The 26,475-nt window shown below is 63.8% G+C and carries 22 protein-coding genes and 1 pseudogene; 17 read left to right on the top strand and 6 right to left on the bottom strand.

Going from position 1 to position 26,475, the window contains the following annotated elements:
* Positions 1 to 173 precede the first annotated feature (173 nt).
* Positions 174 to 1,472 carry a replication-associated recombination protein A gene (locus H3005_RS09675; protein ID WP_223880159.1) on the top strand — a complete coding sequence of 433 codons (1,299 nt, stop codon included), beginning with the start codon at positions 174 to 176 and terminating at the stop codon, positions 1,470 to 1,472.
* An 87-nt stretch (positions 1,473 to 1,559) separates the two neighbouring features.
* Positions 1,560 to 1,961, top strand: coding sequence for a DUF805 domain-containing protein (locus H3005_RS09670; RefSeq protein WP_100552506.1), 402 nt, complete (start codon positions 1,560 to 1,562; stop codon positions 1,959 to 1,961).
* A gap of 84 nt (positions 1,962 to 2,045) precedes the next feature.
* Here H3005_RS09670 and H3005_RS09665 read toward each other — a convergent pair whose 3' ends face one another.
* Positions 2,046 to 2,420 carry a hypothetical protein gene (locus H3005_RS09665; protein ID WP_191078035.1) on the bottom strand — a complete coding sequence of 125 codons (375 nt, stop codon included), beginning with the start codon at positions 2,418 to 2,420 and terminating at the stop codon, positions 2,046 to 2,048.
* A gap of 270 nt (positions 2,421 to 2,690) precedes the next feature.
* Here H3005_RS09665 and H3005_RS09660 point away from each other — a divergent pair, with 270 nt between their 5' ends.
* From H3005_RS09660 to H3005_RS09620, 9 genes are all read left to right on the top strand, one after another.
* Entirely contained in the window at positions 2,691 to 3,719 is a 1,029-nt protein-coding gene (locus H3005_RS09660; RefSeq protein WP_100552507.1) for an alpha/beta hydrolase-fold protein, read from the top strand.
* 121 nt (positions 3,720 to 3,840) lie between these two features.
* The gene (locus tag H3005_RS09655; protein WP_100552508.1) at positions 3,841 to 5,220 is read left to right on the top strand and encodes an ATP-binding protein; all 1,380 of its coding nucleotides are present in this window, start codon (positions 3,841 to 3,843) and stop codon (positions 5,218 to 5,220) included.
* Between the two features lie 50 nt (positions 5,221 to 5,270).
* A complete protein-coding gene (locus tag H3005_RS09650) occupies positions 5,271 to 6,317 on the top strand; it encodes an ABC transporter substrate-binding protein (protein ID WP_100552509.1) in 1,047 nt (348 codons plus the stop codon).
* Positions 6,314 to 7,357 carry an iron ABC transporter permease gene (locus H3005_RS09645; protein WP_089241109.1) on the top strand — a complete coding sequence of 348 codons (1,044 nt, stop codon included), beginning with the start codon at positions 6,314 to 6,316 and terminating at the stop codon, positions 7,355 to 7,357. The genes H3005_RS09650 and H3005_RS09645 overlap by 4 nt, the downstream gene beginning before the upstream one ends.
* On the top strand, positions 7,354 to 8,115 hold the full coding sequence (locus tag H3005_RS09640) for a heme ABC transporter ATP-binding protein (protein ID WP_100552510.1): 762 nt from the start codon (positions 7,354 to 7,356) through the stop codon (positions 8,113 to 8,115). Before H3005_RS09645 ends, H3005_RS09640 begins: the two co-directional genes overlap by 4 nt.
* 68 nt (positions 8,116 to 8,183) lie before the next feature.
* On the top strand, positions 8,184 to 8,933 hold the full coding sequence (locus H3005_RS09635) for a hypothetical protein (RefSeq protein WP_100552511.1): 750 nt from the start codon (positions 8,184 to 8,186) through the stop codon (positions 8,931 to 8,933).
* Between the two features lie 403 nt (positions 8,934 to 9,336).
* Positions 9,337 to 11,379, top strand: a complete 2,043-nt coding sequence (gene fusA, locus H3005_RS09630) for an elongation factor G (protein WP_100552512.1) — start codon at positions 9,337 to 9,339, stop codon at positions 11,377 to 11,379.
* A 295-nt stretch (positions 11,380 to 11,674) separates the two neighbouring features.
* Positions 11,675 to 11,947: a hypothetical protein gene (locus H3005_RS09625; RefSeq protein WP_025877210.1), complete on the top strand. Its 273-nt coding sequence runs from the start codon at positions 11,675 to 11,677 to the stop codon at positions 11,945 to 11,947.
* 111 nt (positions 11,948 to 12,058) lie between these two features.
* Positions 12,059 to 12,814, top strand: coding sequence for a SapC family protein (locus tag H3005_RS09620; protein ID WP_100554115.1), 756 nt, complete (start codon positions 12,059 to 12,061; stop codon positions 12,812 to 12,814).
* A 2-nt stretch (positions 12,815 to 12,816) separates the two neighbouring features.
* Here H3005_RS09620 and H3005_RS09615 read toward each other — a convergent pair whose 3' ends face one another.
* From H3005_RS09615 to H3005_RS09595, 5 genes are all read right to left on the bottom strand, one after another.
* Positions 12,817 to 15,144, bottom strand: a complete 2,328-nt coding sequence (locus H3005_RS09615) for an ATP-binding protein (protein WP_243381752.1) — start codon at positions 15,142 to 15,144, stop codon at positions 12,817 to 12,819.
* Positions 15,141 to 15,833, bottom strand: coding sequence for a response regulator transcription factor (locus H3005_RS09610; RefSeq protein ID WP_331273760.1), 693 nt, complete (start codon positions 15,831 to 15,833; stop codon positions 15,141 to 15,143). The genes H3005_RS09615 and H3005_RS09610 overlap by 4 nt, the downstream gene beginning before the upstream one ends.
* Positions 15,834 to 16,133: 300 nt before the next feature.
* Positions 16,134 to 19,508 (bottom strand): autotransporter serine protease, encoded by a 3,375-nt coding sequence (locus H3005_RS09605; RefSeq protein ID WP_191078034.1) that lies wholly within the window; start codon positions 19,506 to 19,508, stop codon positions 16,134 to 16,136.
* Positions 19,509 to 20,468: 960 nt separating this feature from the next.
* Positions 20,469 to 20,807, bottom strand: coding sequence for a hypothetical protein (locus H3005_RS09600; protein WP_100552523.1), 339 nt, complete (start codon positions 20,805 to 20,807; stop codon positions 20,469 to 20,471).
* A gap of 136 nt (positions 20,808 to 20,943) precedes the next feature.
* Positions 20,944 to 21,084: a hypothetical protein gene (locus H3005_RS09595; protein WP_165780979.1), complete on the bottom strand. Its 141-nt coding sequence runs from the start codon at positions 21,082 to 21,084 to the stop codon at positions 20,944 to 20,946.
* On the opposite strand from H3005_RS09595, the gene H3005_RS09590 reads away from it, so the two are divergent.
* The 6 genes and pseudogenes from H3005_RS09590 (at position 21,083) to H3005_RS09570 (ending at position 26,475) form a co-directional block, all read left to right on the top strand.
* Positions 21,083 to 21,424 (top strand): hypothetical protein, encoded by a 342-nt coding sequence (locus H3005_RS09590; RefSeq protein ID WP_191078033.1) that lies wholly within the window; start codon positions 21,083 to 21,085, stop codon positions 21,422 to 21,424. The two genes, H3005_RS09595 and H3005_RS09590, sit on opposite strands and share 2 nt — an antisense overlap.
* The gene (locus H3005_RS09585) at positions 21,421 to 22,161 is read left to right on the top strand and encodes a hypothetical protein (protein ID WP_165780955.1); all 741 of its coding nucleotides are present in this window, start codon (positions 21,421 to 21,423) and stop codon (positions 22,159 to 22,161) included. Before H3005_RS09590 ends, H3005_RS09585 begins: the two co-directional genes overlap by 4 nt.
* Positions 22,162 to 22,378: 217 nt before the next feature.
* Positions 22,379 to 23,050: a hypothetical protein gene (locus H3005_RS09580; protein WP_100552524.1), complete on the top strand. Its 672-nt coding sequence runs from the start codon at positions 22,379 to 22,381 to the stop codon at positions 23,048 to 23,050.
* Between the two features lie 303 nt (positions 23,051 to 23,353).
* A pseudogene (locus tag H3005_RS20935) lies at positions 23,354 to 23,603 on the top strand (integrase); the annotation flags it as partial.
* A 393-nt stretch (positions 23,604 to 23,996) separates the two neighbouring features.
* On the top strand, positions 23,997 to 25,841 hold the full coding sequence (locus H3005_RS09575; protein WP_191078032.1) for a VPA1262 family N-terminal domain-containing protein: 1,845 nt from the start codon (positions 23,997 to 23,999) through the stop codon (positions 25,839 to 25,841).
* A complete protein-coding gene (locus tag H3005_RS09570; RefSeq protein ID WP_100552527.1) occupies positions 25,834 to 26,475 on the top strand; it encodes a hypothetical protein in 642 nt (213 codons plus the stop codon). Before H3005_RS09575 ends, H3005_RS09570 begins: the two co-directional genes overlap by 8 nt.

The raw sequence follows: 26,475 nt of genomic DNA, 5'->3' as shown, positions 1-26,475 counted from the left end.
GCCGGCCAGCGGCCGGCACTACCGATCCTGATCCGCCTCGCAGGGCCCGGCACTACCGCCCCAGGTAGGTGCCAACCTTGGTTGGCACGCTCTCGCGGTACAATGAGCACGTGCCAAGACATCGCTCCACTTCATTCCCCGGACCCGATCTGCTGAGTGTCGATCGGGAACACATGCGCCCGCTGGCCGAGCGCATGCGCCCCCGCACCCTGGACGAAATGGTCGGGCAGAAGCGTCTGCTCGCGCCGGAGAGCGCGCTGCGCCGCGCGGTTGAATCCGGGCGCGTGCATTCGATGATCCTGTGGGGGCCGCCGGGCTGCGGCAAGACCACGCTGGCGTTGCTGCTGGCTGAATACTCCGACGCCGAATTCCGTGCCATTTCCGCGGTGCTGTCCGGCCTGCCGGAGGTGCGCCAGGTGCTGGCCGAGGCGGCGCAGCGCTTCGCCGAAGGCCGTCGTACCGTGCTGTTCGTCGACGAAGTGCATCGCTTCAACAAGGCGCAGCAGGATGCGTTCCTGCCGCACATCGAGCGCGGCACCATCCTGTTCGTTGGCGCCACCACCGAGAACCCGTCGTTCGAGTTGAACTCGGCACTGCTTTCGCGTTGCCGCGTGCACGTGCTGGAAGGCGTCTCGCCGACCGACATCGTTGAAGCACTGGAACGTGCGTTGGGCGATCGTGAGCGCGGCCTTGGCGAGGAACACATCGAGGTTGCGCCGGAGCTGCTGCTGGAGATCGCCACTGCCGCCGATGGTGACGTGCGTCGTGCGCTGACCCTGCTGGAAATCGCTGCCGAACTGGCGGGCGGGGAGGGTGGTCGCATCACCCCGCAGACCCTCACCCAGGTGCTGGCTGACCGTACCCGTCGCTTCGACAAGGGCGGCGAGCAGTTCTACGACCAGATATCGGCGCTGCACAAGTCGGTGCGCAGCTCCAATCCCGACGCCGCGTTGTACTGGCTCACGCGCATGCTCGATGGTGGCTGTGATCCGTCGTATCTGGCACGTCGACTGACCCGCATGGCCATCGAAGACATTGGCCTGGCCGACCCGCGCGCGCAGAGCATGGCGCTGGAGGCGTGGGACATCTACGAGCGGCTGGGCAGCCCGGAAGGCGAGCTCGCCTTCGCCCAGCTGGTGCTGTACCTGGCCAGCACCGCCAAGTCGAATGCCGGCTATGCCGCCTTCAACCAGGCCAAGGCCGATGTGCGCGACAGCGGTACCGAAGAAGTGCCACTGCACCTGCGCAATGCACCGACCAAGCTGATGAAGGAGCTGGGCTACGGCGCCGAGTACCAGTACGACCACGACGCCGAGGGCGGCATCGCGCTGGACCAGACCGGTTTCCCCGATGCGATGGGCGAGCGGGTGTACTACAACCCGGTGCCGCGCGGGCTGGAAATCAAGCTGAAGGAAAAGCTGGACCGGCTGCGCGCTGAGCGCGAGGCGGCGAGGGCGGCCAAGGGCGCATAGCCCGGTTCGCTTCATGCAAGGTTTCTCATTGCCCCGCCCGCCAGCATTTGGCAGACTGCGCGGCCCTGTTTTTCAAGGAACGATGCCGTGCAGGAAATGATGCTGCCGTTGAAGCGCTATGCCCAGTTCGAGGGTCGCGCCAACCGCCGCGAGTATTGGATGTTCCAGCTGTTCCTGTTGCTTGCGGCAACCGTGGTAGCCGCGCTTTCGCTCACGGTGGCGCTGGTTGCCGGCCTCGTCCTGGAAGCTGATTCCAGCTGGATGGCCGGGATCACCATCGGGGCGCTGGCGCTGGTGGGTCTGCTCTGGCTGGCCACGATCGTGCCGCTTATCGCAGTGACCGTGCGCCGCCTGCATGACTGCGGCCAGTCCGGCTGGCTGTATCTGCTGGCCCTGGTGCCGGGTGGTGGCCTGGTGATCCTGATCTTTGCGCTGCTACCGGGTACGCCGCAGGACAACCCGTACGGCCCTGTGCCTACTGGCCCCTGAGGTCGCCAACGTCGCCTCATGCAACGAAGCCGGCTCTGAGCCGGCTTCGTCGTTTCTGCGCTGCTGTCAGTGGTGCCGAGCTGCTTACTGCAGAACGCAGTCTCCCAACGCCAGGCAATCCGATCCCGAGCTGAACTGCAGCGTGCAGCTGGCGGTGAAGGAAACGCCTTCCTCCATCGCTGCGAGCTTGGCGTTCTGCTCGTCATCGGAAGCGGTCAGTCGGGCCAATACCTGGCCATCTTCGTCGCCCGCCTCAAGGACCGGCTCGCCCTGCAGGTTGCTGGAGGCGCCCAGACTCACCGCCGTGAACTGCACGGTCTGGTTGAGCTCTTCCAGCCCGAGAGAGGAATAGCCAGCCTCTTCATAGGCCGAATACAGCCCGGCAAGGCTTGGCGCGGCGTGGCCGGCCAGCGGAGCGAGGAGGCCAACGGCAAGTGCGATCAGTGCTTTGTGCTTCAAGGTGTTCTCACAATCATGGGATCCGATCCCACGGGGGTTGTGGAGCTGATGGGCGGGGGCCAGGCAGGCACCCGCGGAGGCGGGGCGATTCCTGCGCCCCGATGGCACGAAAAGTAGATGAACACGGACTTCCGGCGCAAGCGCTGGCGCACGTGCTGGCGCGCGCGTGATACACAGTGTGACGTTTGATCGATGTGATAATCATTCGCGTTTAAGGTAGACTGCGGTCCCTTGTGAACCGGTGGCCGTGTGCCGCTTTCGCCGTCACTGATGAAGTCTTCCGTCCTGCCGCCGCGCCGTGGCCCGCTGGTATCCGGCCTGGCCGCCTTGATGATGGGTCTGCTCCTGGCTACCCCGTATGCATATGCGCAGCAACGCAATCCGCTGCAGAAGATGGGCCAGACCGTGCTCGACGCACCGGCGGCCAGCTATCGCTTCGAGCGTTTCGTGATCGACAGCCCCGACCAGCAGCGACGCTGGCGGGTAAATGTTGCGATCCCGGCCAAGGCCTCGAAGACCCCGGCGCCGGCGCTGTACGCGCTGGACGGCAACGCCGTGGCAATGGTGCTGGACCAGCCGCTGCTGGCCGAGCTGGCCGCACGCAAGGCGCCGCCGGTGCTGGTGCTGATCGGCTACGACAACGATCTGCGCATCGATTCGGCTGCGCGCACCCGCGACTACACCGCGTGGATAGATCGCGCCGATGACGAAAGCGGCAAGACCCAGGCCGTCGGCGGCGGCGCGGCGGCGTTCCTGGACATGATCGAGCGCCGCATCAAGCCTGAAGTCGAGCGCCGCGCCAACATCGATCACCAGCAACAGGCGCTGTGGGGTCACTCGCTGGGCGGCCTGTTCGTGCTCAGCAGCCTGTACACCCGTCCGGCCGCCTTCCAGTACTACCTCAGCGCCAGCCCGTCGTTGTGGTGGAGCCAGGGAGCGCCGCTGGGCGACGTCGAACAGCAGTTCGTGCAGAACGCACACGGTCAGCCCGCGAAGGTGTGGCTGATGCTGGGCGGCGCCGAGCGCGTCGGCGACCGCGGCAAGCGCGACATGAGCAATCCGCGCGTGGTCGCGCATCTGCGCCGCATTGGTGGCGCCACCCCGGATGCGGCAATGCAGCTGTCCGAACGCCTGGGCAACGTGCCGGGGCTGAGCGTGCAGTACCGCGAGTTCCCTGGTCTCGGCCATGGCCCGATGCTGCCGGCGTCCTTCCACGCGGCGCTGCATGAACTGTATGGCGTGACCGATCGCAGTGCCGGTGACGGCCAGTCAACCGGTGGTGACAACGCCGCCGAATGAATCCCTCGCACGGCAGTGCCGTGCGACCCCACTACCCAGGCGGACTGTCGACGTGCAGCGGCCAAGGCAACCGATGAATCCCGCGCCACGAGGCGCGGCCTACGTGTGCAAGGAGCCTTCCATGTCGTTCCGTCCGTCTTTCCGTCTCACTTCCCTGGCTGCCGGCCTGCTGCTGGCAGTGACCGCCACCGCGCAGCCGGTGTTCGACCAGCCGGCCAGCGCCACCTTCAAGGGCCAGGTTGTCTCACGCGGTGAGAACGTGGTGCCCGGCAGCACCGCCGACGTCACCGGCCGCGGCTTCGTGCCGGGCCAGCAGGTCAGCCTGCTGCGCGGCGATACCGTGCTCAACAGCCAGCCGGTGGTGGTCGATGCCGATGGCAACTTCAAGACCCAGCTGGCCATTCCGGCCGACGCAGTGCCGGGCACCCACCCGGTGGTGGTGCGCGCCAGCCAGCCGGCCGCCGCAACCGTGCTGAAGCTGCGCGTGTCGCCGCAGTTGCCGCTGTCGGGCCAGGCGCAGTTCGCCACCCAGTCCAACAAGCTGGTGCCGGGCCTGTACCAGTCCGCCTACAGCGCCGCCAGCAACGCAGTGTTCGTGACCTCGGCCGTCGGCCGCCCGCCGGTCACCCAGTCGCAGCTGCTGAAGCTGGACCCGAAGTCGCTGAAGGTGACCAAGGCCATCACCCCGGCGCAGGTGCCGGGCAGCACCAACGGTGCGGTGTTCGCGGTGTATGGCGTGGGCGTGGATGATGCCAATGGCAACGTCTGGGTCAGCAACACCCGCCAGGACACCGTGGCGGTCTATCGCCAGGCGGATCTGTCGCTGGTGCATCAGTTCCCGGTCGGCACCGTGCCGCACGCTCGCGACGTCGTGGTCGACAGCACGCACGGCAAAGTGTTCGCCTCGGCCACCGGCGAAGACCATCTGTCGGTGTTCGATGCGAAGACGCTGAAAGCGCTGGAGCCGATCACCCTGGCCTCCGGCGTGGACGACGAGAAGTTCGTGCCGATGAGCCTGGTGCTGGATGAGCCCAGCGGCAAGCTGTTCACGGTCAGCATCGGTACCCCGGAAGCGGCGGTGATCGATGTGGCCAGCGGCAAGGTCGACAAGGTGATCGACCTGGGCAATTCGATCAGCGCCTCGGGCGTGGCCTTCGATGCCCAGCGCAATCGCCTCTACGTGGCCTCGCAGGGTACTGACAACCTGCTGATCGTCGACGTGGCCAGCGGCAAGGTCGTGCACGACGTGCCGGTCGGCGCCGGCGCGCTGAACGTGGCCTTCGATGCGAAGAGCGGCCTGGCCTACGTCACCAACCGCGGCGCCGGCACGGTCACCGCGGTTGATCGTGATGGCAAGGTGGTCGGCAACCTCGATGGCGGCACCTTCCCGAACCACGTCCGCGCCGATGGCAAGGGCAATGTCTTCGCCGTGAACAAGTCGCGTGGCGCTGAAGATCCGAAGGGTGACCGCATCACCCGCATCAGCCTGCGCCAGCCGTAAGCCACAGGGCAGGGCGGCACCCCGCCGCCCTGCCAGCAAGGAGAACCTGCATGAACATCGCTTCCCGCCTGCGCCTGTGCGCGCTCCCGCTTGCCTTTTTACTGGTGCTGGCCGCCTGTGGCGACAAGGCACCGCCGTCTTCGGGCAACCCCGACGCAGCTGCGCCGGCTGCCGCCACCGCCGAGGCCGGGGCACTTCCCGCAGGCTGGCAGCGGGTGGCGGGCAATGACGTGCCGACCCTGCCGGGGCAGCAGGCGGTGTTGCCGACCAAGGTCCAGTCCGACGATGGTGCCGGTGTGGAGGTGGACGACACCAGCCGGATCATTGCCGGCGGCGACGACATCATCGCGGTGATCGAAGCGCTGGGACTGGGCAAGCAGGTGTTCGCCGCGCCGACCAACACCACGACTCAGGCAGGCCTGGCTGCGCCGCATCAGTTCCTGTTCAACCGCACGACCGGCGTGGAAGGCGTGCTGAGCCTGCAGGGCTCGTTGTTCATCGGCAACAGCCTGCGCCGCCACACCGAGCTGGCAAAGAAGCTGCGCGAAGTGGGCGAGCCTGCGGTGGTGATTGATGACCTGCAGCCGGCACCGGACAAGGTGCGCAAGATTGCCGCCGTGCTCGGCGTGGCCGATGCAGGGCAGACCCTGGCCACCCAGGTGCAGCGTCAGCTGGATGAGGCTGCCGCGATCGGCAAGGGCCTGGGGCATGCGCCGCGGGTGATCCATGTGTCGGCGACGGGTGCAGGCGGTTCACCGACCGTGGCCGGTGCCGATAGCGCGTCGGCCAAGCTGATCGCGCTGGCAGGCGGCATCAACATCGGCACCGAGGCCGGCGTGGCCAACTATTCGCAGCTGAGCAACGAAGGCGTGGTCGCGGCGGCACCGGAGGTAATTCTGGTGACCGAGCATGACCTGCAGTTGTTCGGCGGCGCCGAGGGCCTGTGGAAGGCCTACCCGACGCTGAAGCAGACCCCGGCCGGACAGGCCAACCGGGTCTGGGTGATGCCGGATGCGCAGCTGAAGTACGCCAGCATCGGTTCCGGTGCGGGCGCGTTGGCCCTGGCCCGGGCGCTGGCGGCGCTGCCGAAAGCATGAGTCCTGCGGATCGACGCCGCCGTCGCGGGCGGACGATGTTGTTGATTGCGCTGGTCGCGTTGCTGGGTGCGGTGCTGGCGTCGTTTGCCGTGGGGCCGCTGCGGCTGCCGCCGCTGGAAGTGATGCAGGCGCTGGCGGTAAAGCTGGGCCTGCTGGATCCGCAATCGGTCAGCAGCCGTGACCTGGCCGTGGTGTGGCAGCTGCGCATTCCGCGTGCACTACTGGGTGCCATGGTGGGGGCGGCGCTGGCGATGGCCGGCGCCAGCCTGCAGGGACTGTTCGGCAATCCGCTGGCCGATCCGGGCATCGTCGGCGTCAGTCAGGGTGCTGCGTTGGGCGCGGTGGCGGCGATCGTGCTCGGTGCGGCGGGCGCAGCCGGCTGGCTGGTGCCAGTGGCGGCGTTCGGCGGTGGTGCCGCCGCGATCGGACTGACCTACGCACTGGCACGGCCGGGCAAGGGCAGTGGCAACGCCACGCTGTTGCTGGTGGGCATTGCGATGGCCGCCTTCTGCTCGGCCCTGATCGGCTTCCTGACCTACATCGCCAACGAAAGCGAGCTGCAATCGCTGGTGTTCTGGCAGATGGGCTCGTTGGCGCGTGCCAACTGGGCTGATGTGGTGGCGGTGCTGCCGCTGTTTGCCATCGGCGCATTCGCGCTGCAGCGCCTGGCCACGCCGCTGGACATGCTGGCGCTGGGTGAGCGTCAGGCTCAGCACCTGGGGCTGGATGTGGCACGTACACGGCGCCTGCTGGTGGCGTTCAGTGCACTGTTGGTTGGCTCTGCCGTGGCATTCGCCGGGTCGATCAGCTTCGTAGGGTTGGTGGTGCCGCACGTGGCACGCTTGCTGGTTGGCCCCGGCCATCGATGGCTGCTGCCGTTGTCGGGCCTGCTGGGTGCGCTGCTGATCGTGGTGGCCGACACTGCTGCACGCACATTGGACCCGCCTGCCGAGATTCCGCTGGGCCTGTTCTCTGCCGCGCTGGGCGCGCCGTTCTTCCTGTGGCTGGTGCTGCAGCAGCGTCGCAAGGCGGCCGCATGAGCGCATTCCTGCAATTGCGCGACGTGGTGGTGCGCCGCCAGCAGCGCGAGATCCTGCATGGCATCACCCTTGCGTTCCAGCCGGGCACGGTGACCGCGCTGGTGGGGCCCAATGGTGCCGGCAAGTCCACCCTGCTGGGTGTGGCGGCCGGCGATCTGCGCGCCGACGGTGGCGACGTGCATCTGCACGGACGCCCGTTGCGCGACTACAAAGCCGGGCCACTTGCGCGCGAACGTGCGGTGATGCCGCAGGAGCACGGCGTGCGCTTCGCCTTCAGCGTGGAAGAAGTCGTGGCGATGGGGCGCCTGCCGCATCCGCCGGATCCGCAGGTGGACGATGCGCAGGTGGAAAGCGCAATCGATGCTGCCGAACTGCAGGCACTGCGCCTGCGCGAAGTGCAGCAGCTGTCGGGCGGTGAATCGGCGCGGACCACCTTCGCCCGTGTGCTGGCACAGGACACGCCGTTGCTGTTGCTGGATGAGCCCACGGCTGCGCTGGATCTGCGCCATCAGGAGCGCACCCTGCGCAGCGTGCGTGCCTGCGCCGAAGCGGGCGCGTGCGTGATCGTGGTGCTGCATGACCTCAACCTGGCGGCCGGCTACTCCGATCGCATCGTGCTGCTGGAACAGGGCAGGGTGGCTGCTGACGGCACGCCATCGGAGGTGCTGACCGAGGCCAACCTGCAGCGCGTCTACCAACAGGACGTGGTGGTGCTGCAGCATCCGCGCCGCGGTGTGCCGTTGGTGGTGGTTACCTGAGGCGAAGCGGGCATGCCAGGTTGTGCCGCGTATCATGTGCGGCTCGATTTTTTCAAAGGAATGGCCTGATGAATCTCTCCCGCCCGCGTTGCGCCCTGTTTGTCGCCTTGATCGGCGTTGTCGGCGCTGCAAACGCCGCTGCGACCACCAAGGTTTCGTTGATGACTGCATCCGAGCAGGCGTCGCTGATTGAGACACGGCATTCGACCGGCGAGGGTGCAGCGGTTTCATCGTTCACCACCGAGTACTTCGGCAATGGTGAGATCGGCATGGCCTGGGAGGACAAGCGTGTGCTGCTGTTGTGCAAGAATGCGGCCTACCTCAATCTGCCTGGGATGAAGCCCGACGCCAGCAAGCTGTCGGTCGAACAGCGGCAGATGGTGGCGTACGAGGCGATGATGGCCGGCTTCGGCGGCATTGCTGCGCTGGGCGCGGTCACCGGCGAGTCGATCGAAGTGGCCGATGACGGCACCGAGACGCGTCGCCCCGGTGAATCCACATGGGCCTACGGCGTGGAGCGCTACGAGGTGGCGACCCAGCGCATGCCGGACGGCGTCCTGCGTGCGCGCGTGCGCAAGCAGGCGACGGTCAACAACGCAAAGCCGTCCGCGCCGGGTGACACTTTCAGTACCGATGAAGACCAGGCGGCGCGCCTGGCCGAACTGGCGCCCACCGGCAGCTGGACCGAAGTGCTGATCCATGGCGGTCCGCGCAAGCCGCGCACCGACCCGGCAATGTCCCTGAAGGGGTGGGTGTCGACCGTCGAGCAGCAGGCGGCGACCGTGGGTGATGCTCGCCGTCTGCACGACTGCAAGTAAGGCGCCTGTTGGCCTGCGTAGCAGCCACCCATGGGGTGGCTCTACCTTGGGGCTCATCGTTCCATCCATGCGCGCAATATTCACTTGCGCGCCAGACTGACAGGTCTAGAATGCGCCGCATGAACCGGATGCCGCTCCTGAAGTTTTTCACCCTGACCCGCGCAAGCGCGGAACGGGCGTGTCTGCCTGGAGCCCCACGAGGCCGCTGATCGCGGCCTTCGCTGGACCATCCACAGAGCGCCCTCCGGGGCGCTCTTTTCGTTTCCGCCTTCCATCCCTTAACCCGCTCGACCGCAAGGAGAACGTGCCATGCACCAGATCGCCGAGACCGAACGTCAGCCGCACACCCTGTAGCCAACCGGGGTGTGCGGCCCCCGAAGTTGGCCCAGCAGGAACCCATCTCATGAACACCAATACCCAGACTCTGTCGCGTCTTCGCAACCTCGGCATCATTGCCCACATCGACGCTGGCAAAACCACCCTTACCGAACGCCTTCTGTGGAAGACCGGCGAGATCCACCGCGTCGGCGAAGTGCACGACGGCAACGCGACCACCGACTTCTCGGCGATCGAACGCGAACGTGGCATCACCATCGGCGCTGCTGCCGTGCACGCGCAATGGGCGCCGCGCGATCTGCCGCTGCACCAGCTGACCCTGATCGACACCCCCGGCCACATCGACTTCGCCATCGAGGTCGAGCGCTCGCTGCGCGTGCTCGACGGTGCCGTGGCCGTGTTCTCGGCCGTGGACGGCGTGCAGCCGCAGTCAGAAACCGTGTGGCGCCAGGCGCGCCGGCATGGCGTGCCGTTGATTGCGTTCGTCAACAAGATGGACCGCATCGGCGCCTCGTTCGAGCGCGTGCTGGAGCAGCTCCAGGACAAGCTGCGGGCGCGCCCGTGGGCGCTGGGTATGCCGCTGGGTAGCGAAGGTGACTTCCATGGCTGGGTCGACCTGGTCGATGGCCGCGTGCTGCATTGGCAGGACGGAGGCGCGGCGACGGTGACGGCATGGAGTGACGCCGAGCGCGCGCAATGGCAGCCGCAGCGCAATGCGCTGGTCGAGGCCGTGGCCGACCATGACGATGCGCTGGCAACGGCGTGGCTGGAAGGCCGTGACATCGACGCGGCGATGCTGCGCGCAGCGATCCGTCGCGCGACCCTGTCTGGTGCCGGCGTGCCGGTGCTGGCCGGTGCCGCCTTCAAGGACAAGGGCATCGAAACGCTGCTGGATGCGGTGGTCGATTACCTGCCGTCGCCGCTGGATCGTCCTGCCGTTACCGCTGAAAGCGAGGGCGGCGACGTCCTGCTGCCGCCGGACCCGGACGGCCCGTTGGCGGGCCTGCTGTTCAAGATCACCCACCAGCAGCACGGCGCCTTGAGTTTCGTGCGGCTGTACTCGGGCACCTTGAAGGTGGGCGACAACGTGGCCAGCTCGCAGCACCCGCAAGGGCGTCGCATCAGCCGGCTGGTGCGCGTGCAGGCCGACCAGACCCAGGACATCGGGCAGGCCGTGGCCGGCGACATCGTTGCCGTGCTGGGCTGGAAGGATGCGGTCAGCGGTGAAACGCTGAGCGGGCGAGGGCAGCCGTTGCTTCTGGAGAGTATCCAGGCGCAGGCCCCTGTGCTGGCATGGCGGTTGGAACCGGCGCGTGCGGCTGATCTGATCCGGTTGGCGCAAGGTCTGGCCAGCCTGGCCCAGGAAGATCCCTCGTTCCGGGTGGAAACCGATCGCGATACGGGTGAAACCCTGGCCTGGGGCATGGGCGAGCTGCACCTGGAAGTGATGGTCGAACGCCTGCGCAGCGAGTGGAAGCTGGACATCGGCATTGGTGCGCCGCGCGTGGCTTACCAGGAGACGCCGCAGCGTGCCGTTGAAGGTGTGGTTGGCCGATTGGTCAAGCAGACCGGTGGCCAGGGCCAGTTCGCGCACGTGGTGCTGGATGTGGTGCCGCGCGACGACGGCGAGGTCGTGTTCAATGACCGCATCGTTGGTGGCGTGGTCCCGCGCAACTTCATCGCTGCGGTGGAGAAGGGCGTTCGTGCCGCGCTGTCGGAAGGTCCCCAAGGCCACCCGGTAGTCGGCATCGAAGTCAGCCTGGTGGATGGCCAGACCCATGCGAAGGATTCGTCGGAGATGGCGTTCCATCGGGCGGGCAGCGAGGGCATCAAGGCTGCACTGGCGGCCAGCGGTACGCAGTTGCTGGAGCCGGTGATGGCGGTGACGGTGCATTCGCCGTCCGCCTCGGTGGGTGACGTGGTGGGCGATCTGAATCGTCGCCATGGCCGCGTCGCCCGCATCGACGACCAGGACGGTCGCGCCGAAGTCAGCGGTTTCGCGCCGCTGGCGCAGCTGGTCGGTTACACGACCTCGCTGCGTTCGCTGAGCCAGGGACGGGCCAGCAGCGAATCGCATCTGCACGGCTACGAGCCGGTGCGTGCGTCGTAAGGAAGGAGCAGGGGAGCCCGTTCGCGGGCTCCCTTTTTTTTGTGTATTGGCGGGGGCTCATCCACGCATGGCGTGGATCTACTGATCTTGTAGTGACGGGGTCCGTATCCACGCATGGCGTGGATCTACTGCACAGCTGGCCTTCGGTAGATCCACGCCATGCGTGCATGGGTGCCATCCGTGCGCCACTCACTTGCACTGCATTGCAACAAAACTGCAGAAAAAGCTGGATTAAAGTGATGCCTCACGATAAATTGCGCACCCCCCGTTGCTTGCCGCCGCCCGCACCCTGCCCATGCGTGATGACAATGATCCCGGAACCCTGGAGCTGACCCTGCCGCGCAAACGCGGTCGGCCGCCCAAGTTCGGGTACGCAATGAGCGACGCGCAGCGGGCCGCGCGCTATCGGGCGCGGCGCGCAGGGCAGGCCAATCACGCTGATGTGCGGCACTGCAGCGACATGGTCCTGCTGGACAAGATCCGCGCGGCGGTCAGTGCGCGCGACACCGAACTGGCCGGCTTCCTGGTCCACGTTCTGTGGCAGCGTTACCCGTTGCAGCTGAAATAAGTCGGCCGCGGGGTGGCCGTTGTCACCTGCCTTGTTGATAATGCGGGATTCAGGTTGTTCCCGCTGGCGCGCCCGGGATGGCAGGCGCGCATGATCGACATGGTTTCCACGATGACCACCACCAGCGACACCACCACCGAAGCTGCGCCGAGCAGCGCGCCCTTGTTCTACACCCGTCCGGTGCCGCTGCAGGCAGACCTGCACGCCGATCTGCGCATCCTGCCGGGCAAGCTCGAATTCGCTGCCAGCAGCAACTCGATCCCGCTGGTGCTGGGCGAATTCTCGCTGGCGCTGCACCACTTCCCGATCCTGTTCGCAGGCCCGAGCGCGGTGCCGATGGCCGCCGTGGGTGTGACCACCGACAACCTGTTCATCACCGATGGCCTGTGGGACGACGAGACCTACATCCCGGCCTACCTGCGCCGCCATCCCTTCATCTTCATCGACACCGGCGCGGACAATGACTTCCTGCTCGGCATCGACGAAGACAGCCCGCGCGTTGTCCGTGGTGGCGAAGAAGGCCAGCCGCTGTTTGTCGATGGCAAGGCCACCGACATGGTTCAGCAGGCACTCGAGTTCTGCGGCCAGTTCACCCGCGAACACGAACAGACCCAGGCGTTCTCCAAGGCGCTGGTCGACAACGGCCTGCTGGTCGAGCGCAATGCAACCGTGCGCCTGCCCGATGGTCGCGAGTTCAACCTCAACGGCTTCTTCGTGGTCGACGTGGAGAAGTTCATCGCGCTTCCGGACGCGACCGTCGTCGAATGGCATCGCAACGGCTGGCTGGCGCTGATCCACCAGCACCTGATGTCGCTGGGTCGCTTCAACGACCTGACCCGCCGCCAGGCGGGCCGCAACGCCGCCTGATTTCAGGCCGCCGGCGCGGTTCCCGCACGCCGGGAGCCGCGCCAGCCTTGCATCTCGGCCAGTACCTGGCGCGCATCGTCCCACCTGGGTGGCACGCAGTCGCCCAACTCCCAGAGCTCACCGGCAAGCGCCGCCATGCCGCCCGCGCCGAGCATCTGCAACGCCCCTTGCAGTCGATGCGCGTGATGGCGCAGCCGCACGGCATCGCAATGACCGATCGCTTCATGCAGGCATTGCAGTTCGCGATCGATGTCTTCTTCGTAGGCGGCCACCAGTTCCTGGGCAATGCCCTCGCTGGTAGTGGCGGTCACAGGCTGATCGAGAGCCCGCAGCAGCGCATCGATCTGCAGCGGCTTGACCAGTACCGCATCGATACCGGCCGCCTGGCAGCGTAGTGCGTGGTCGCCACCGCTGAAGGCGGAAAGCGCAAGCAGCCGGGCACGAGGCGCTCCTTCTGCCTCATGCAGCCGTAATTGCCGGGCCAGCGAGTAGCCATCCATTCCCGGCAGGCCGATATCCAGCATCACCAGCGGGCAGGGCGCCTCCTTCTGCAGTGCCAATGCTTCGTCGGCGTTGGCAGCCTCCTGCACCGTCGCGCCCCAGCACCGCAGCTGGGCTGCAATGACCTGTCGGTTCAGCGCGTGGTCCTCGACCAGCAGGATGTCCATGCCGTCCAGCCGGGGCAGGGCGGCCGCTGTTGAAGCGTTCTGCGCATCTTCCTGCACCGGTTGCACGGGCAGATGAACAATGAAGCGGCTGCCACGTCCATGCACGCTATGAACATCCAGAGTGCCGCCCATGGCTTCGGCCAACGTGCGACAGATGGACAGGCCCAGCCCGCTGCCACCGCGCTGCCTGCCCGCGTCGGCCTGCCGGAAGGGCTCGAACAGCCCAGCCATCTGCGCTGGCGTGATGCCGATGCCGCTGTCGATGACTTCCATCAGCAATGCTGCGGGCTTTGCTGGTGCGTCCAGCTGCAGGCGCAGTTCAATGCCGCCTACATCGGTGAACTTGACGGCATTGCCGAGCAGGTTGTCGAGCAGTTGCCGCAGGCAGTCCGGGTCTGTCGCCAGCAGCGGGAACGGCGTCTGCGGCAGGCAGAGCTGCAGGGTCAGAGCTTTCTTCTGCGCCTGGGGCGCGATGGCCTGCAGTGCCTGCGTGCAGAGTGCGGGAACGTCGCAGGGCTCTCGCTTTGGCCGGAAAGTGCCGCTGGCCAGGCGGGAGAAATCCAGTGTGCGATTAAGCAGTCCGCGCAGCGCGTGGCCCGCATTTGCAGCGGAGGCCACCAGTTCGCGCTGGCTGGCCGGCAGTGGCGCTTGCCCCAGCAGGTCGATTGACGCCATGACGGCCTGGGCGGAATTGCGTACCTCATGGCTGATCATGCCGGTCATCTGTGCGTGCTTCCGTTCACGGCCCTGCTGCTGGCGCAATCTGCGCACAGCCAGCAATGGAAGCGTCAGCAGCAGGGCAGCGGCTGGCAATAGCCAGAGCGTGGCGCCATCGAAACCTCCGCGGGCCTTGTGGCCGAACGCGGTTGGCAACGCCTGCTGGGCCCAGCGCTGCAGGAGCTGGGCATGTTCTTCGATGGTGATGTCATCCAGTGCTGCCTCGATGCGCTCAAGCAGCTCCTGGTCTTCGCGCCTGGCAAGCAGGTGCAGCTGGGTCGGAAAACTGGCGTCGAGCACTTGCAGGCGCAGGCTGTGGGAAAAGTAGCGCCGCGCCATCGCACGCGCGGTGGATTCCAGACCGATCGCTGCGTCGGCAATGCCAGCATCCACCGCAGCCAATGCCGCCCGCATGCTGGGTTGGGGCAGCACGGGCACTGCGGGATAGTGCTCGGCCAGCCACGCCGGATAGGGGCCGCCGTCAACGGCAGCGATCCGCAGCGTGCCGGCATCGGCAACCCGCCGCGGCAAGCGCTCACCGATGCGGCCGGCAAGCACGCTCGCGCCGCCATGAAAGCTGCGCGATGGCGCCAGGCTGGGGCAGGGCAGGTGCGCCCCATCGCCAGCACCCTGCACCAGCACCAGATCAGCCCGTCCCTCGCAGACGGCACTCATCGCTGCCAGGGTGCTGGGAAAGGGAACTTCAACGAAGGCCAGGCCGGAATGGCGGGCAACGAGCGCAGCATAGCCATGCGCCAGCGTCTGCAGCACTTCCGTGTTGGCGGCATCTTCGGGGGCAGGGTGCAGGGTGGGTCCCGCGGCCACCCGGACCTCGCGCCCAGCCGCCCATTCTCCGTGCTGGATGTCGCCGGCAGACGTGCAGGGAAGCAGTGTGAGCAGCGCCAGCAGCAGGGATTTGCGGGCGCGCTTCAACAGCGCGGTCACAGGGCCTCCAGCTGCTGCCGCATGGCGAAGATCTCCGCGTCGTTGCGCAGCCCCAGCTTGCGCAGGGCGGCAATCTTCTGCGTGCTTACGGTCTTGACGCTGCGGTGCCGGTGCAGGGCAATCTCGGAGACGGTCAGCCCGTCCAGAACCAATCGAATGACCTCGCGCTCATTCCGGCTCAGGGCATCGCAGGGCGTCAGCAACTTGCACGAAGGCGGTATCCGGCAAAGTCCTTGCGAGACGCGCACAACCGCGTCGGAGAGTTCAGCCAAAGGCTCGGATTTGCCGACAAAGCCGCTGATTCCCGCATCCAGCAGGTGGTTGATGATCGCCACCGAATTCTGCCCGGCGAAGCCAAGCAGCGTTACCCGCGGCAGCGCCTGTCGAAGATGCTGGACGAGCTCGGCGCCGCTGATATCACCCGGCGCCAGGGTGATGTCGATGATCGCCACATCCGCGCGGCACTGCTGCAGGGCCAGCACGAAGGCCTGGCTGTCACTGTGGCTGGCGACGATCTCGAAGCGGCTGTCGTTGCCGAGATGAAAGGCCGTGCCGCGGCGGACGACGTCATGGTCATCGAGCAGCGCCAGGCGAAGCCGGCGCGGTGCAGGGAATCCGTTCATGCGCAGCAGTGTTGTCAGCGCCGAGTGGCGTGGCGCCCATTCTGGCGCTGCTGTCGCGTCGAGCATCGAAAACGTTCGATTTTTGAGACTTTTCCTAGAGCGGAGTTGGTAAAAGCTGGAGCTCTGTGTCGGGAATGGCGCTACGCGGGTCCGTCAGCGCAGCCTGTTGCGTCTTTGATCATTGCAATATTCGTGAAGCGCTCGTTGCCGTTTTCGCATGCGGCGCTCCCGAATCCGGGTGTGGCGGCGCCTATTAACGTGACGCGTCACGCTCGATGGGCGCGCCAACGACAGCGGAGCCTCAATGAACTTAAAAAAGGGGCGGCCGTAAGGCCGCCCCAATGCCGCTCAATGGGCGTGCTGCAATCAGAACCGCACCGACCACCGCGCGTTCGCGCCATGGTCGCGGCTTTCACTGCCGAACTGGCCGCTGTAGCCCAGTTCCAACTGCTGGCGCGGGCTCAGCCATGCCGACACGCCCAGTTCGGCCACCACCGCGTTGTCAGCAATGGGAGCGCCACTGACTGCAAACGCGGTGCCACCGTTGACGAAGGCGAGGTTGGCCACCTGGCTGCGGTCGCCAGATGCTTGGCGGTAGCCCACCGCACCGCGCAGGTGCAGCCAGCTTTCCTGCTGGAACGAGGCCTTCAGTCCCTTGTCGAAACGCAGGCCGGCGGTGGCCACGGTGGTGCCGGTGTCGTCGACCTCGCCCCGCAGCGCCGCCGCACCTCCGTGCTCGTTGACGCGCTTCAGGTCCACTTCCACCCGCGCAACCTGCAGATACGGCTCCAACCCGCCCTCGGGCCCGCCAAAGCGATAACCGGCTTCAAGGAAGGCTTGACGCGTGCGGCCGTCATAGCGCGCGCTCAAGGTGTCGCTGAAGCCAGTGAATGCCACCTCGCGGGTGCTTTCCACTTCGTGCTTGCTCCAGGCCACGCCGCCGCGCAGGCCGAAGCCACCCCAGTTGTGGCTGGCGTAGGCGCCGAAGTGGGTGTTGTCGATCTTCGACTTGGCACGCCGGCCATCCTGCTGCTTCACGTCGGTGCGGCCGGTGCCGGCCAGCAGGCCGACCTGCCATCCATCGAACTCGCGGTCGATGCCGACCAGCAGGCCGTTGCTGTTGGCTTCGGTACGTGCCGTTCCGGCATTGCCATCCAGCTTGCCGTTGCCGCCGATCGCCTGCACCCAGACCCCGGTGGCGTCGTTGCCACCGGCGCCTGGTGCGGCTGCGCCGGCGCGGCGCGACAACGCCGCATCACGCACATAGCGACTGCTTTCGACCAGCGCCAGCGGCGTCGCAGCGTGCAGTTCGCCACTCAGGCCATCCAGTACGGCAGCCACCTGCTGAGGGAACAGCTGGGTCAACGGCTTGGGAAGGCCCTGGTTGATCGCGAGGGTATCGGCAGCAGCGGCCACGGCGCGCTGGTTCGGAGTGCCGGCCGCGGTTGCCAGCAGGGCGCCGCGGGCCACGTCGATGCGCGTGGTATTGGCAGCGTAGGCCACACTGAACTGCAGGAAAGGCGAGAACGCGCTGAAATCGGTCTTCGAGAACTGGCCGCTCACGCCGCCATCGGCGCGCAGCACGTTGAACTGTTCGCCCAGGTAATACACTCCCGGCTCGGGTAGTGCCAGCAAGGTTCCGCCCAGCGTCGCAGTGCCGGTGACGTGCAGCTGGTCGCTGCGGCTGCCCGGTGCGAGCTCGGCCGCATAGGTGCCGGCAGCGCCCTGCACGTAGTTGCCGTTGATGGTCAGCGTGCCGATGGAATTGCCGGGCGCGATGATGCCATCCACGCGGGTGTTGCCGAGCGTGCCGATGCCCTTCAGCAGGCCGTTGGCGTCGACCGTGGTGGTGCCGCCGCTCTGCGTGCCGTTGAAGGAGACTACGCCGCCGTTGACCACCAGGTTGCTGTCCTTCAGTACGCCGCTGGCGCTGATCGTGCTGACACCGCCAGTGGTGTTCAGTGCGGTGGAAACCAGAGTGCCGTTGAGCAGGAGCTGGCCATTCTGCACCTCGACCGCTGAGGTGAGGGTGTTGCTGCCGTTCAACTCCAGCGTGCCCTCGCGCAGCACCGCACCGTTAAAACTGTTGTCGCCGCTCAGGCGCAGCCAACCGATGCCGGACTTGGTCAGCTTGCCGGGGCCTGCGATGTCGTTGGTCCAGTCGTCCCAGGCGTCACCTTCCCAGACTTTCAGGCCGCCGGCCTTCTGGTTCATTGCCACGTCGGTGTCCACGCGCAGCGAGCCATAGCCCTCGATAGCCTTGCGCAGATCGACCATGCCCCAGCCGTAGACATCGTCCACTCCCGGCGCGCCGAGGTCACGCGCCGTTGTCAGCAGGACGTCACGCACCTGCGCATTGTCCAGATAGGGGAAGCGCTCAAACAACAGACCCAATGCGCCGGTGATGTGCGGAGCGGCCATCGAGGTTCCGCTCTTCTTGACGTAGTCGTAGTCCGGCAGCAGGCTCCGCGTGTCAATCGTGACGTTGCCAGCGCTGTCCTTGGAAAGCGTGGCGTCAAGCTTGGTTTTGGAGCCATAGGTTGTGGAAAGAATTGCCGTGCCAGGTGCTGCCAAGCACCAGTTTGCCGCCAGGCCGCAGCGCATGGAGCGATTGCTCAGCTCCAGGGCTTCATTGACGTTCACGACAGCCAGCCAGTACGGCTCAACATCCCTCTGGGCGCGTGGCAGCGTGGCGTACATGCCTGCGATCGGCGCCTGTTGTGGAGATGGATTGGGCGCGTCGGTGTTGCCTGCAGCCCATACTTGAATGAGGCCGGTCCTGCGCGAAGCGGTGGCCATCACGGCCAGCCTGTCGGCGAAAACCGTATGCGACAGATAGACGTCCATCTGCTGGGCCGTGCTCGGCTCGGTAGCAAGCCCCCAGCTGTGGTTGATGGCCCGGATCTGCTGTTGTTCGAGCTGTTCGTACAACTGGCTGAAGGCCGCTGTAGGGGCGCTGACGGATTTGGAGTTTCGCTCGAGCGTCATTCGTGGCGAAACACTGAGATGCGCCACACTGTTGGAAAACAGGCGGGCGACACTGAGGTCGGCACCGAAGGCTACGCCGTGCATGCCGGAGCCATCCCGATTGGCAGCGATCGTCCCGGACACATGGGTGCCATGTGTTCCATAGGTGACCCCTTCAAAATAGTTGTTTCGATTGAGCAAAGCGGCGTATCGAGGCTCAAGGGTCTGATAGGTGAGCTGGACCTGATCGCCATCGGTCCTGAAGCAACTGTTGGGGCCTTCGATCACTTCTGCCGGGCACAAGCTGCCATCGGCAAGAACGCCCGCCAGGCGGATGCTCCGATGGTTCTTGCCTGCGAACTCTGGATGTCCAAGGCCGGCGCCATCGTCGAAAACACCCAGCCGGACGCCTTTGGCGGTCAGGCCGCGAGCGTAGGCGAACTCGGCGCCCATGGCAGCCAAACCCCAGTCCGCTTTGAACTCATCGGTGCGCCAGCTTCCTGGATCACCAGCATTGCCAAGAATGGCAGTGCTGGCGACCGCTGCCGGCGCAAGCGTCGCCGAGGCGGGGCCGGCAACGGATGAAACAGTAACGCTGCTGATCGTCGGCTGCGCCCATCCTTCCTGCAGCTGGCGCTGTTGCTGCCAGGCATCCAGTGATTCGGTGGCCATCGCGGGCAGCGCCGTTGCCAGCAGCAGCGAACTGATTACGGCAGTCGCCAAGGGGTTGGGCAAAGGGGAGGGCGGCGAACGGTCGTGCAGCAGTCGAGTCATCATGCAGCTTCCTTGATTGGGTGACGGGACGAGGTGAGCGATTTGCGCCGGGCTTGCGGGCCAGGTGCTGTAGAGCGTGCGGAAGCGGGCGCTTGGACGGGGGTTGTGGGCCGCTCCAAGTGGTAACGTCGGCAAGTGCGCATCACCCCCAGTGGCTTGCTGATGCGATGCACGCCAACCTGCTGGTGCCGCTGGCCTGTTGCGTTCGCCGGACCCGTGGCCAGAATCTGGATGCTCGGTTGCAGCCCAGACGCGCAGATTTGATGGACGGGCCGGCGTCAGTTAAGGCTGAGCGGCTGATTGCGGCTCGGCGCGATATCTGGGTGAGAAAGCGTGTGTGAGCTCGGCAGATCTATCGGGAGACGATCGCTGGCTTCAACGGCGCGGGCGTGCTGATGCAGCGCTGGCCGAGGGCTGACCGCGGGGCTGGGGTTGGTGGCGAGCCAGGTAGACGAACTCCGGGCGTCAGCCTGGGAGATCGGCCTGGGAAGTGGTTGCAACTCAGTAGTGGGCCTGGGCAGGAGCAAGTGGCAGCCAAGTCAGCCGGCTTAGAACATAATATACATTATGCGCAATACTGTATCGGTCTGTTGCAGCCTTCGTCGGCTCCTCTTGGCAATGGCTCCGGCTCTGGCTCGGCTCTTGCCTTCCTGCTCGTTCCCCCGACAAGGACGAGCTCGCAGCATGATCACGATTGATCCGCACGACCGCATAGATCTAACCGGCCCTTGGGCCGGTTTCGGTTTTCAGGGCGGCCACATGTTCACCCCGAAGGGTCACCAGCTGGATCCCTGCGACATGGCCTGGTGGTCGTGGTCGCCCGATCGGTGCGGCCCCGAGAGGCTTATGCACACGCCAGTAATCAGGTTCTGCAGGGCGCTGTACGCGCCGCGCAGGTAGGAGCCGGGGTTGAGTAGCACATCCAACGGGATTTCCATGTGCTTGCTGAACAGGCGCACCTCAGCGCGCACCCAGCGGGATGAAGGCAGGCCGGATGCCGATGCGAGTGATCTTCGCGTCAAGCATGGAAACCTGCTTAAAAATGCGGGCGCGGTCGCGAATCCACTTGCACCCCATGTCGGTGAGGCTGATGCACACGGTGTTCTTCTTGCCACCGATACCAACCCGACCAACGACCTCGTTCTCATGGTCAATCAGCACCGCGGACTGCTCGTCGAAATTCCAGTGCTTCTCACGGATAGCACCGGCAACGACTTCACCCCGAAAGCCGAAAATGCGGAACAACAAGAGGTTGAGCTTCTTGCGGTTGACTTCTTCAAGGGCGGAGAGCGGGACCACAAAGGTCAGGTAGTCGATGATTGCGTCTTCCTGACCCTTTTGGCCCGTGTTACTCCCGGGCCAATCCCCGCCGCCGCCCGCTGCCTCTTTTCACCGGGCGAAAGCGGGGAATAGCCCCCTGCCCCGCCCTCGACAGTCATGCGGAAGCGAGCGCGATCAGCGGCCATTGCGTCTCCCCTTTGTTGCGCATGGCCAACACCAGCGACCAATACAGGCCTGTGAGCAGCATGCCGCCGACCACACAGGCCACCAGCGGATCGAGCAAGAACTCAGCCATGGACAGCCTCCTGCTGCTCAGCGAAGCGGGCAACGGAAAGCAGGTCGCCGCGCTTCGATGCAGCAATCTCCGCCTGATACGGCGATTCGTCATGCGGGGTCCAGCCGGTCGCGGCCAGTTCGGCGCGTGCCTGGGCGACGAGGGCCGCTTCCTTGGTGCACTGGGCGGCGGCATGATCAAGCCGATCCAGTACCACGACACGCCGATCCAGTACCACGAAACGATGCGAGCGCAGCCGATGGAGAAGCCCACGACGGCACCCAGCAGTGCGAAGGCAAGAAGGGGCTCGGTCATGCCAGAATCCCCCCACGCACAGAATCGCCGCAGGGGGGCGCAATGAGGACTTCTTCCAGAATTGAAATTTCGATATGGGCGCTGACGTGCGCTATCGCTCTGTCGTTTTGCGCTGGCGCAGTCACAACGTGGCTGCTGTTTGAGCTTGAGTGGTCTTACGGCCTTGGGGGCGGTGAAGGAAGCGACGGAGCCGATTGGTGGGCCGCAATCTCTGGGATCTTTGCTGCGCTAGGCACATGGATAATTGGTGCGGGAGCATGGAGATATGCCGGTGAGGCGCACAAGCTCCGCATGTTCGAAGTGAGGACCGAGAGGCTTGTAGGTATTGACGCGAAGTTGTTCGCTCTCAATGACCTGATCGTCAAGTTTGACATCACGAAGTACTGTATGACTCTCTTCGACGAGGACTCGCTTGACGATGGAAAATTCTATAGCGCAAACGGCTTGGCCCGCTCGATAAACGTGGGGCTTAAGCAGATAAAGCGGATGGATTGGATGGATCGCGGAGGAATCGTTCTCGATACCGACGTCATCGATGCTATGAATGCCTTCAGCATCTCGATAGAGGATTTTGAGTCGGCTTGCGCCAGCGCGACCAATGCGCTGGCGACCTCCGAAGAGGATTTTGTCGATGCAGAGAAGCCATTCCTTGTGGAGCTTCTCAGGGTGGCGTCGACGATCAAGGTTGAAGCCGATGGGATTCTTGAGCTCCTCAACGTCGAGGATGAGCGATTGGAAGGGGATCGCAAGAGAATTCGTAGTGACCGCTTTTTCGATGAATAGCTGAACATTGGTGGTCGCGGCGATCTCAGCCTGTGCGATTGCAATCAGCTCGGCCTCGCGGGACCGCTGCGAGGCGGTGTAATCTCGCCGGTCGAGCGGCCAACGAGCTTTGCGCCTCCGATGTAAACGATCAGGATGGCGGCCAGCAGAACCAAGATCAGAAGGGGCTGGTTCATGCCAGAATCCAACCATTCACCAGCGCGCCACAGGGGGGGGCATGAAGACCAAAACGTTCGAGCTGTCCTTGATTGGTGTTGTGATTGCCACAACGATTGTCTTCTTCGCTGGGGCTGCTGCAGTCTGGTTGATGTTTGGTGCGGCTTGGACTTATGGCCTTGACTTCGGTACCGGAACCCGGGCCGATTGGATGGCTGGAGTCGGGACTTGGGCGATCGGAGCAGGTGCGATCTACTATGCGCATCAAACTCAGCTGCAGCGCGAGGAAGAGGGGCGGCGGGCGCGCGATCGTGATCGCGACGCGCGCGCCCGTCGCCTTGACTACATGATCTCCAAGGCCAGTCTTGCCAAGCGCCAGATCAAGGGGTTTCGAGCGCTTCCCGAAGGTCTTCCGGAGGGCGGTAACACTCTTGAGACCCTTGCCCCGAAGTTCCGTGAGACCAAAATCGCGGCGCTCGAGGCCGCAATGAATCTGGTGGTTTGGGCCGCTGAGGACGTCGCGACACTGCGCGCCGCTGACCAGGCCCGATTGGAGAATGTTCTCATCGCTATGATTGAGGTCAGGCAGTTCATGGCGTGGTGCCGGCTTGAGGAGTTCAAAGGAAAGGTCTTCTTCATGGCCGTGGAGGAAGCTTTGGAAAAGCTGACCCGTGAAGCAACCGAGCTGGAGGTTTGCTTGCTCGCGGAGGCGGATCGGGTCATGCTCGAATGAGCTTGAGTTGCTCAAGTTTCGCTGCTGCGCTTGGTGCCCATAGGTGCAGTTGATGTTCGACTGGTTTGCTGCGCGCTTGGTGAGCTGCAGATCAACAAGCGCGATGGCGATAAGTGCATCCATGTGCCTACCCCTGCCCAAGCTCCTATCCCAAGGGAGCCCGTCAGCGGCCTTAGGGTGCTGGTGGCGGGTGCGAACTGGAAATTCGGCTATTCGCTGCCGGACACGGCGATGTGCGCAACTTTGGCCAGGTTAACCGGACTACCGCTGGCCCGCGTCCTGGGGATCGTCTGACGTAAACACCTGGCCCAACAGGCTGCCGATGCGGTCCGCGAGCTGCTCGCCGAAGCGGCGGCCGAGAACACTACTCGCAGCCACAGCGGCGCCCTACGCTACTGGGCCGACTGGGATGCGGCGCGCTACGGCATCGAGGCTGCAGTTCGTGGTCGACCATGTCCAGCGCCGGTCGGCTGAGGGCGAATTGGCCTGGGAATTACCGTCGGTCGTAGATCAGGCATTGGTGGTGGCCGGCCTGAAAGTCAAACTTGGACCCTAGTCTGGAAGCAGCGAATCGGCCCCGCCCTCTCCCGTAAAGAATAGTTTCTTTTCCTTCGATAGAGAGCGTGTGCTGAAGGGCCTGAACCTAAAGGTCCCGTCTAGGATTTGGTTCTGTATTGACGTTAGCAGGGTCGTCCACTCAGCTTGACTCTTAGGGAGTGCTCCATCATCTGTTTTGTACTTGAACTGTGCCCCGCGCCTTCTCATCCGGTTGAGCGCCGCAACCGTGAAATCCTGGGGAATCATCTCCTTCGACCCCCTGCTTACGCTCCCCAGTCTGCGCAGCCTACAACCTAATCGGATTGGAAGTTGTACGCAGTTGTTGAAGGGGCAGTGCCCAGGCCACTATCCTAGCTCTGATAGGCATCCTGCCGATACCGAGCCCTACATGGAAAGTGAAAGCAGTAACCCATACAGCAAATTACTTGAGGGCTTCGAACATGCCGTCGTGCATGTCGCGGTGGTTGTACCGCCATCTTCGAAGCTTCCTACATCGGACGCTCCACGTACATCTGAAAAACCTCCTCTGCGTTTACTGTTCGCATCGGTCTGGTTCCTGGCGTCAGGAAGACAGGTCCCATCGAGACCTCCCAAGCCCTACTTCAAAAAATTCAAGGAAGAAGGCGCTATTGCGGTCGACCGTATCGTCATGACCGCGGAAGAGGCCGTCCGATGGTACCGAAGCGCATCGGAAGAACTTCATACACCTAGGCCGGTAAATGGGTTCCGGGAGGGCTCCGACGACGTACCCCTCTCCGCTGGCAGACTAAGCGACTTCCCAAGCTGGCCTGTACTGGGCGTGCCAATGGAAAGTGACGACATCACACTTAAATCTGAACGTTCTTCCATTCCGTTCCGTAACCTCGGCATCACGAGGTACTCGCGTCGAATTTCGGACAGCCAAGAATGGCCGAGCTTCCTTGGCCAAGAGGGACAAAGCAAACACTGCCAAGAAGCTTTCCAATTTCTAGAGCACCACATGCATGTCAATTTTAAGGAGTACCCTGAATATCTGGGTGGGATGGCGCTCGCCGTGCCTGACTGCGATGTGCTTTCAGTCCGACAATTCGTTGATCCTAAAGAGGGCAGCTCAGAATCGTTGTACTTCCATTTGAAGCCCCATCCAGGCCGGAAGCTTCAAGGTCTAAGCTTGACCTCAATGGAAGGCCAGGAAGGCGTACTCACCTCCTTCGATACAGTTCCGGTACCGGAGGATGGGTTGGTTGAAATTAAAAGACCATACTCTATCCACGTCTCAGGGCTAGTTCTGACGCACAAGGATCGTGGGGTGTTGATGCAAACGCCCATGCGGCAGTTCATGCGCCAAATGAACATGACGACAGAGTTGGTCGAACGACGCGTCAAGGTTCAAGCCCCTGAAACTGATAAAAAGAAGAGTCCTGTCAATGAATACTTTGCCGAAAAGAAAACGTTGGCATCCTCTCAAACATTTGGTGAGGCACCGAACACAACCGACGCCTTTCAGCGTTTGCTGGTCGCAAAAAGTGAACGATTGCTCAATCACAGCGCCCAGCTATATGATCAAACTTGGTTTACGACTGACCAGCGCAAAGAAGCACTCGAGCACGTCAGGGAAAAGCTCAAACACGCTCGCTCCACTATTTTCATCGCAGACCCCTACTTCGGCGCAAATCAAATCCCCCAATACCTGCTTGCCATAGAGCGAGACGAGATAAAGATACAAATCTTGACCTCAAGTAACGCCTTCAAGAAGATCAAGGAAGCAGATGGCGGTACTGAGGCCGGGGCTAGTGAGGGCTCCCTGGCCACTCACCAGGCATTGCTCCAAAACTTGAATGTATTCCAAGCCAATCACAAAAATAGTATTGAAGTCAAAGTAGCGAATACAGAAAGCAGTCTGTTCCATGATCGATTCCTCGCCGTCGATGGTCGCGTGTGGATGCTCGGCAGCTCACTGAACTCTATCGGCATACGGCCAACGCTTATCATGCGCATACCGCATGGTGAAAAAATCCTCAACCACCTTATGGGCCTCTACAAAAACGCCGCTCCTCTGGAGGATTTCAAAGTTCCGCGGGAAGCGCCCAAAAAGCCATGTGTGCACTGCGGGCGTGACATGGTAGGCACGAAAGAAGTGCAGTCACCAAAAACGGAGGGAGGGGGGCAGGAGCAGGGCCTGCCGAACGGACAAGGGATACAGGGCGCGGAGGTGCAAGACGCACCGGACGCACAGGCCGTTAATAATGGCTAAATTCTCGTCCCAGATTAGCGTCAGTACGACCGTGCAGGCGGTAGAGACAAACTTTACTCCGCAGTTACTCATACCTTGCGAGGCGCCCTACCGGGATGAATCACGCCACCATTTTCCCTGCATTAATGCCATCAAGGCTCGTCGTGCAATTGCGGATGTGCGGTTAGTCGAAGAATTTGAAAAAGCGATTAGTACTGCACAAAATGTATGGATAATTGACAAGCATTTATTCTCTGCGGATGGCCCAAAACCAGATCATCGCCGAAGAATTAAAAAAGTCGTGGACTGGTTTTACACAGATAATATTCAAAATGTAAAAATACTAACTGGCTATCATGATTCAAGGAAGGAAATCGAGAAGGATTTCGAGGACTTAAGGCAGCTCGTAACAGAAGACCGAGCCAAGCTCGCCCCGCCCATCACAATAGCACTCTCATTTGCCCTCAGAGACGCCGATTGCATTCACGATCGCTTTGCTATCGTTGATGACGAATTATGGCATTTTGGCGCAACCGTAGGCGGCTTTCACCGGGACGTAAATGCTGTGAGTAGAGGCTGGAATGCTCAGACTCATGGCGCAGTGCAGTTCTTTGATACAGCTTGGAAGATGGCCAGCGACAACGGGAAAAGATAG

The organism is Stenotrophomonas sp. Br8, from assembly GCF_014763005.1.
GTDB lineage: Bacteria > Pseudomonadota > Gammaproteobacteria > Xanthomonadales > Xanthomonadaceae > Stenotrophomonas > Stenotrophomonas lactitubi.
The sequence above is the reverse complement of the archived record's forward strand: the minus strand, read 5'-3'. Positions and strand labels throughout refer to the sequence as shown.

Bases quoted from the DNA above. Each gene is read 5' to 3' on its own strand.
- H3005_RS09660 (WP_100552507.1), top strand. From the start codon at position 2,691: ATGAAGTCTTCCGTCCTGCCGCCGCGCCGTGGCCCGCTGGTATCCGGC.
- H3005_RS09595 (WP_165780979.1), bottom strand. From the start codon at position 21,084: ATGGCTGAGTTCTTGCTCGATCCGCTGGTGGCCTGTGTGGTCGGCGGC.
- fusA (WP_100552512.1), top strand. From the start codon at position 9,337: ATGAACACCAATACCCAGACTCTGTCGCGTCTTCGCAACCTCGGCATC.
- H3005_RS09655 (WP_100552508.1), top strand. From the start codon at position 3,841: ATGTCGTTCCGTCCGTCTTTCCGTCTCACTTCCCTGGCTGCCGGCCTG.
- H3005_RS09575 (WP_191078032.1), top strand. From the start codon at position 23,997: ATGGAAAGTGAAAGCAGTAACCCATACAGCAAATTACTTGAGGGCTTC.
- H3005_RS09645 (WP_089241109.1), top strand. From the start codon at position 6,314: ATGAGTCCTGCGGATCGACGCCGCCGTCGCGGGCGGACGATGTTGTTG.
- H3005_RS09625 (WP_025877210.1), top strand. From the start codon at position 11,675: ATGCGTGATGACAATGATCCCGGAACCCTGGAGCTGACCCTGCCGCGC.
- H3005_RS09650 (WP_100552509.1), top strand. From the start codon at position 5,271: ATGAACATCGCTTCCCGCCTGCGCCTGTGCGCGCTCCCGCTTGCCTTT.
- H3005_RS09590 (WP_191078033.1), top strand. From the start codon at position 21,083: ATGGACAGCCTCCTGCTGCTCAGCGAAGCGGGCAACGGAAAGCAGGTC.
- H3005_RS09620 (WP_100554115.1), top strand. From the start codon at position 12,059: ATGACCACCACCAGCGACACCACCACCGAAGCTGCGCCGAGCAGCGCG.
- H3005_RS09570 (WP_100552527.1), top strand. From the start codon at position 25,834: ATGGCTAAATTCTCGTCCCAGATTAGCGTCAGTACGACCGTGCAGGCG.
- H3005_RS09605 (WP_191078034.1), bottom strand. From the start codon at position 19,508: ATGACTCGACTGCTGCACGACCGTTCGCCGCCCTCCCCTTTGCCCAAC.
- H3005_RS09585 (WP_165780955.1), top strand. From the start codon at position 21,421: ATGAGGACTTCTTCCAGAATTGAAATTTCGATATGGGCGCTGACGTGC.
- H3005_RS09580 (WP_100552524.1), top strand. From the start codon at position 22,379: ATGAAGACCAAAACGTTCGAGCTGTCCTTGATTGGTGTTGTGATTGCC.
- H3005_RS09610 (WP_331273760.1), bottom strand. From the start codon at position 15,833: ATGCTCGACGCGACAGCAGCGCCAGAATGGGCGCCACGCCACTCGGCG.
- H3005_RS09640 (WP_100552510.1), top strand. From the start codon at position 7,354: ATGAGCGCATTCCTGCAATTGCGCGACGTGGTGGTGCGCCGCCAGCAG.
- H3005_RS09675 (WP_223880159.1), top strand. From the start codon at position 174: ATGCGCCCGCTGGCCGAGCGCATGCGCCCCCGCACCCTGGACGAAATG.
- H3005_RS09635 (WP_100552511.1), top strand. From the start codon at position 8,184: ATGAATCTCTCCCGCCCGCGTTGCGCCCTGTTTGTCGCCTTGATCGGC.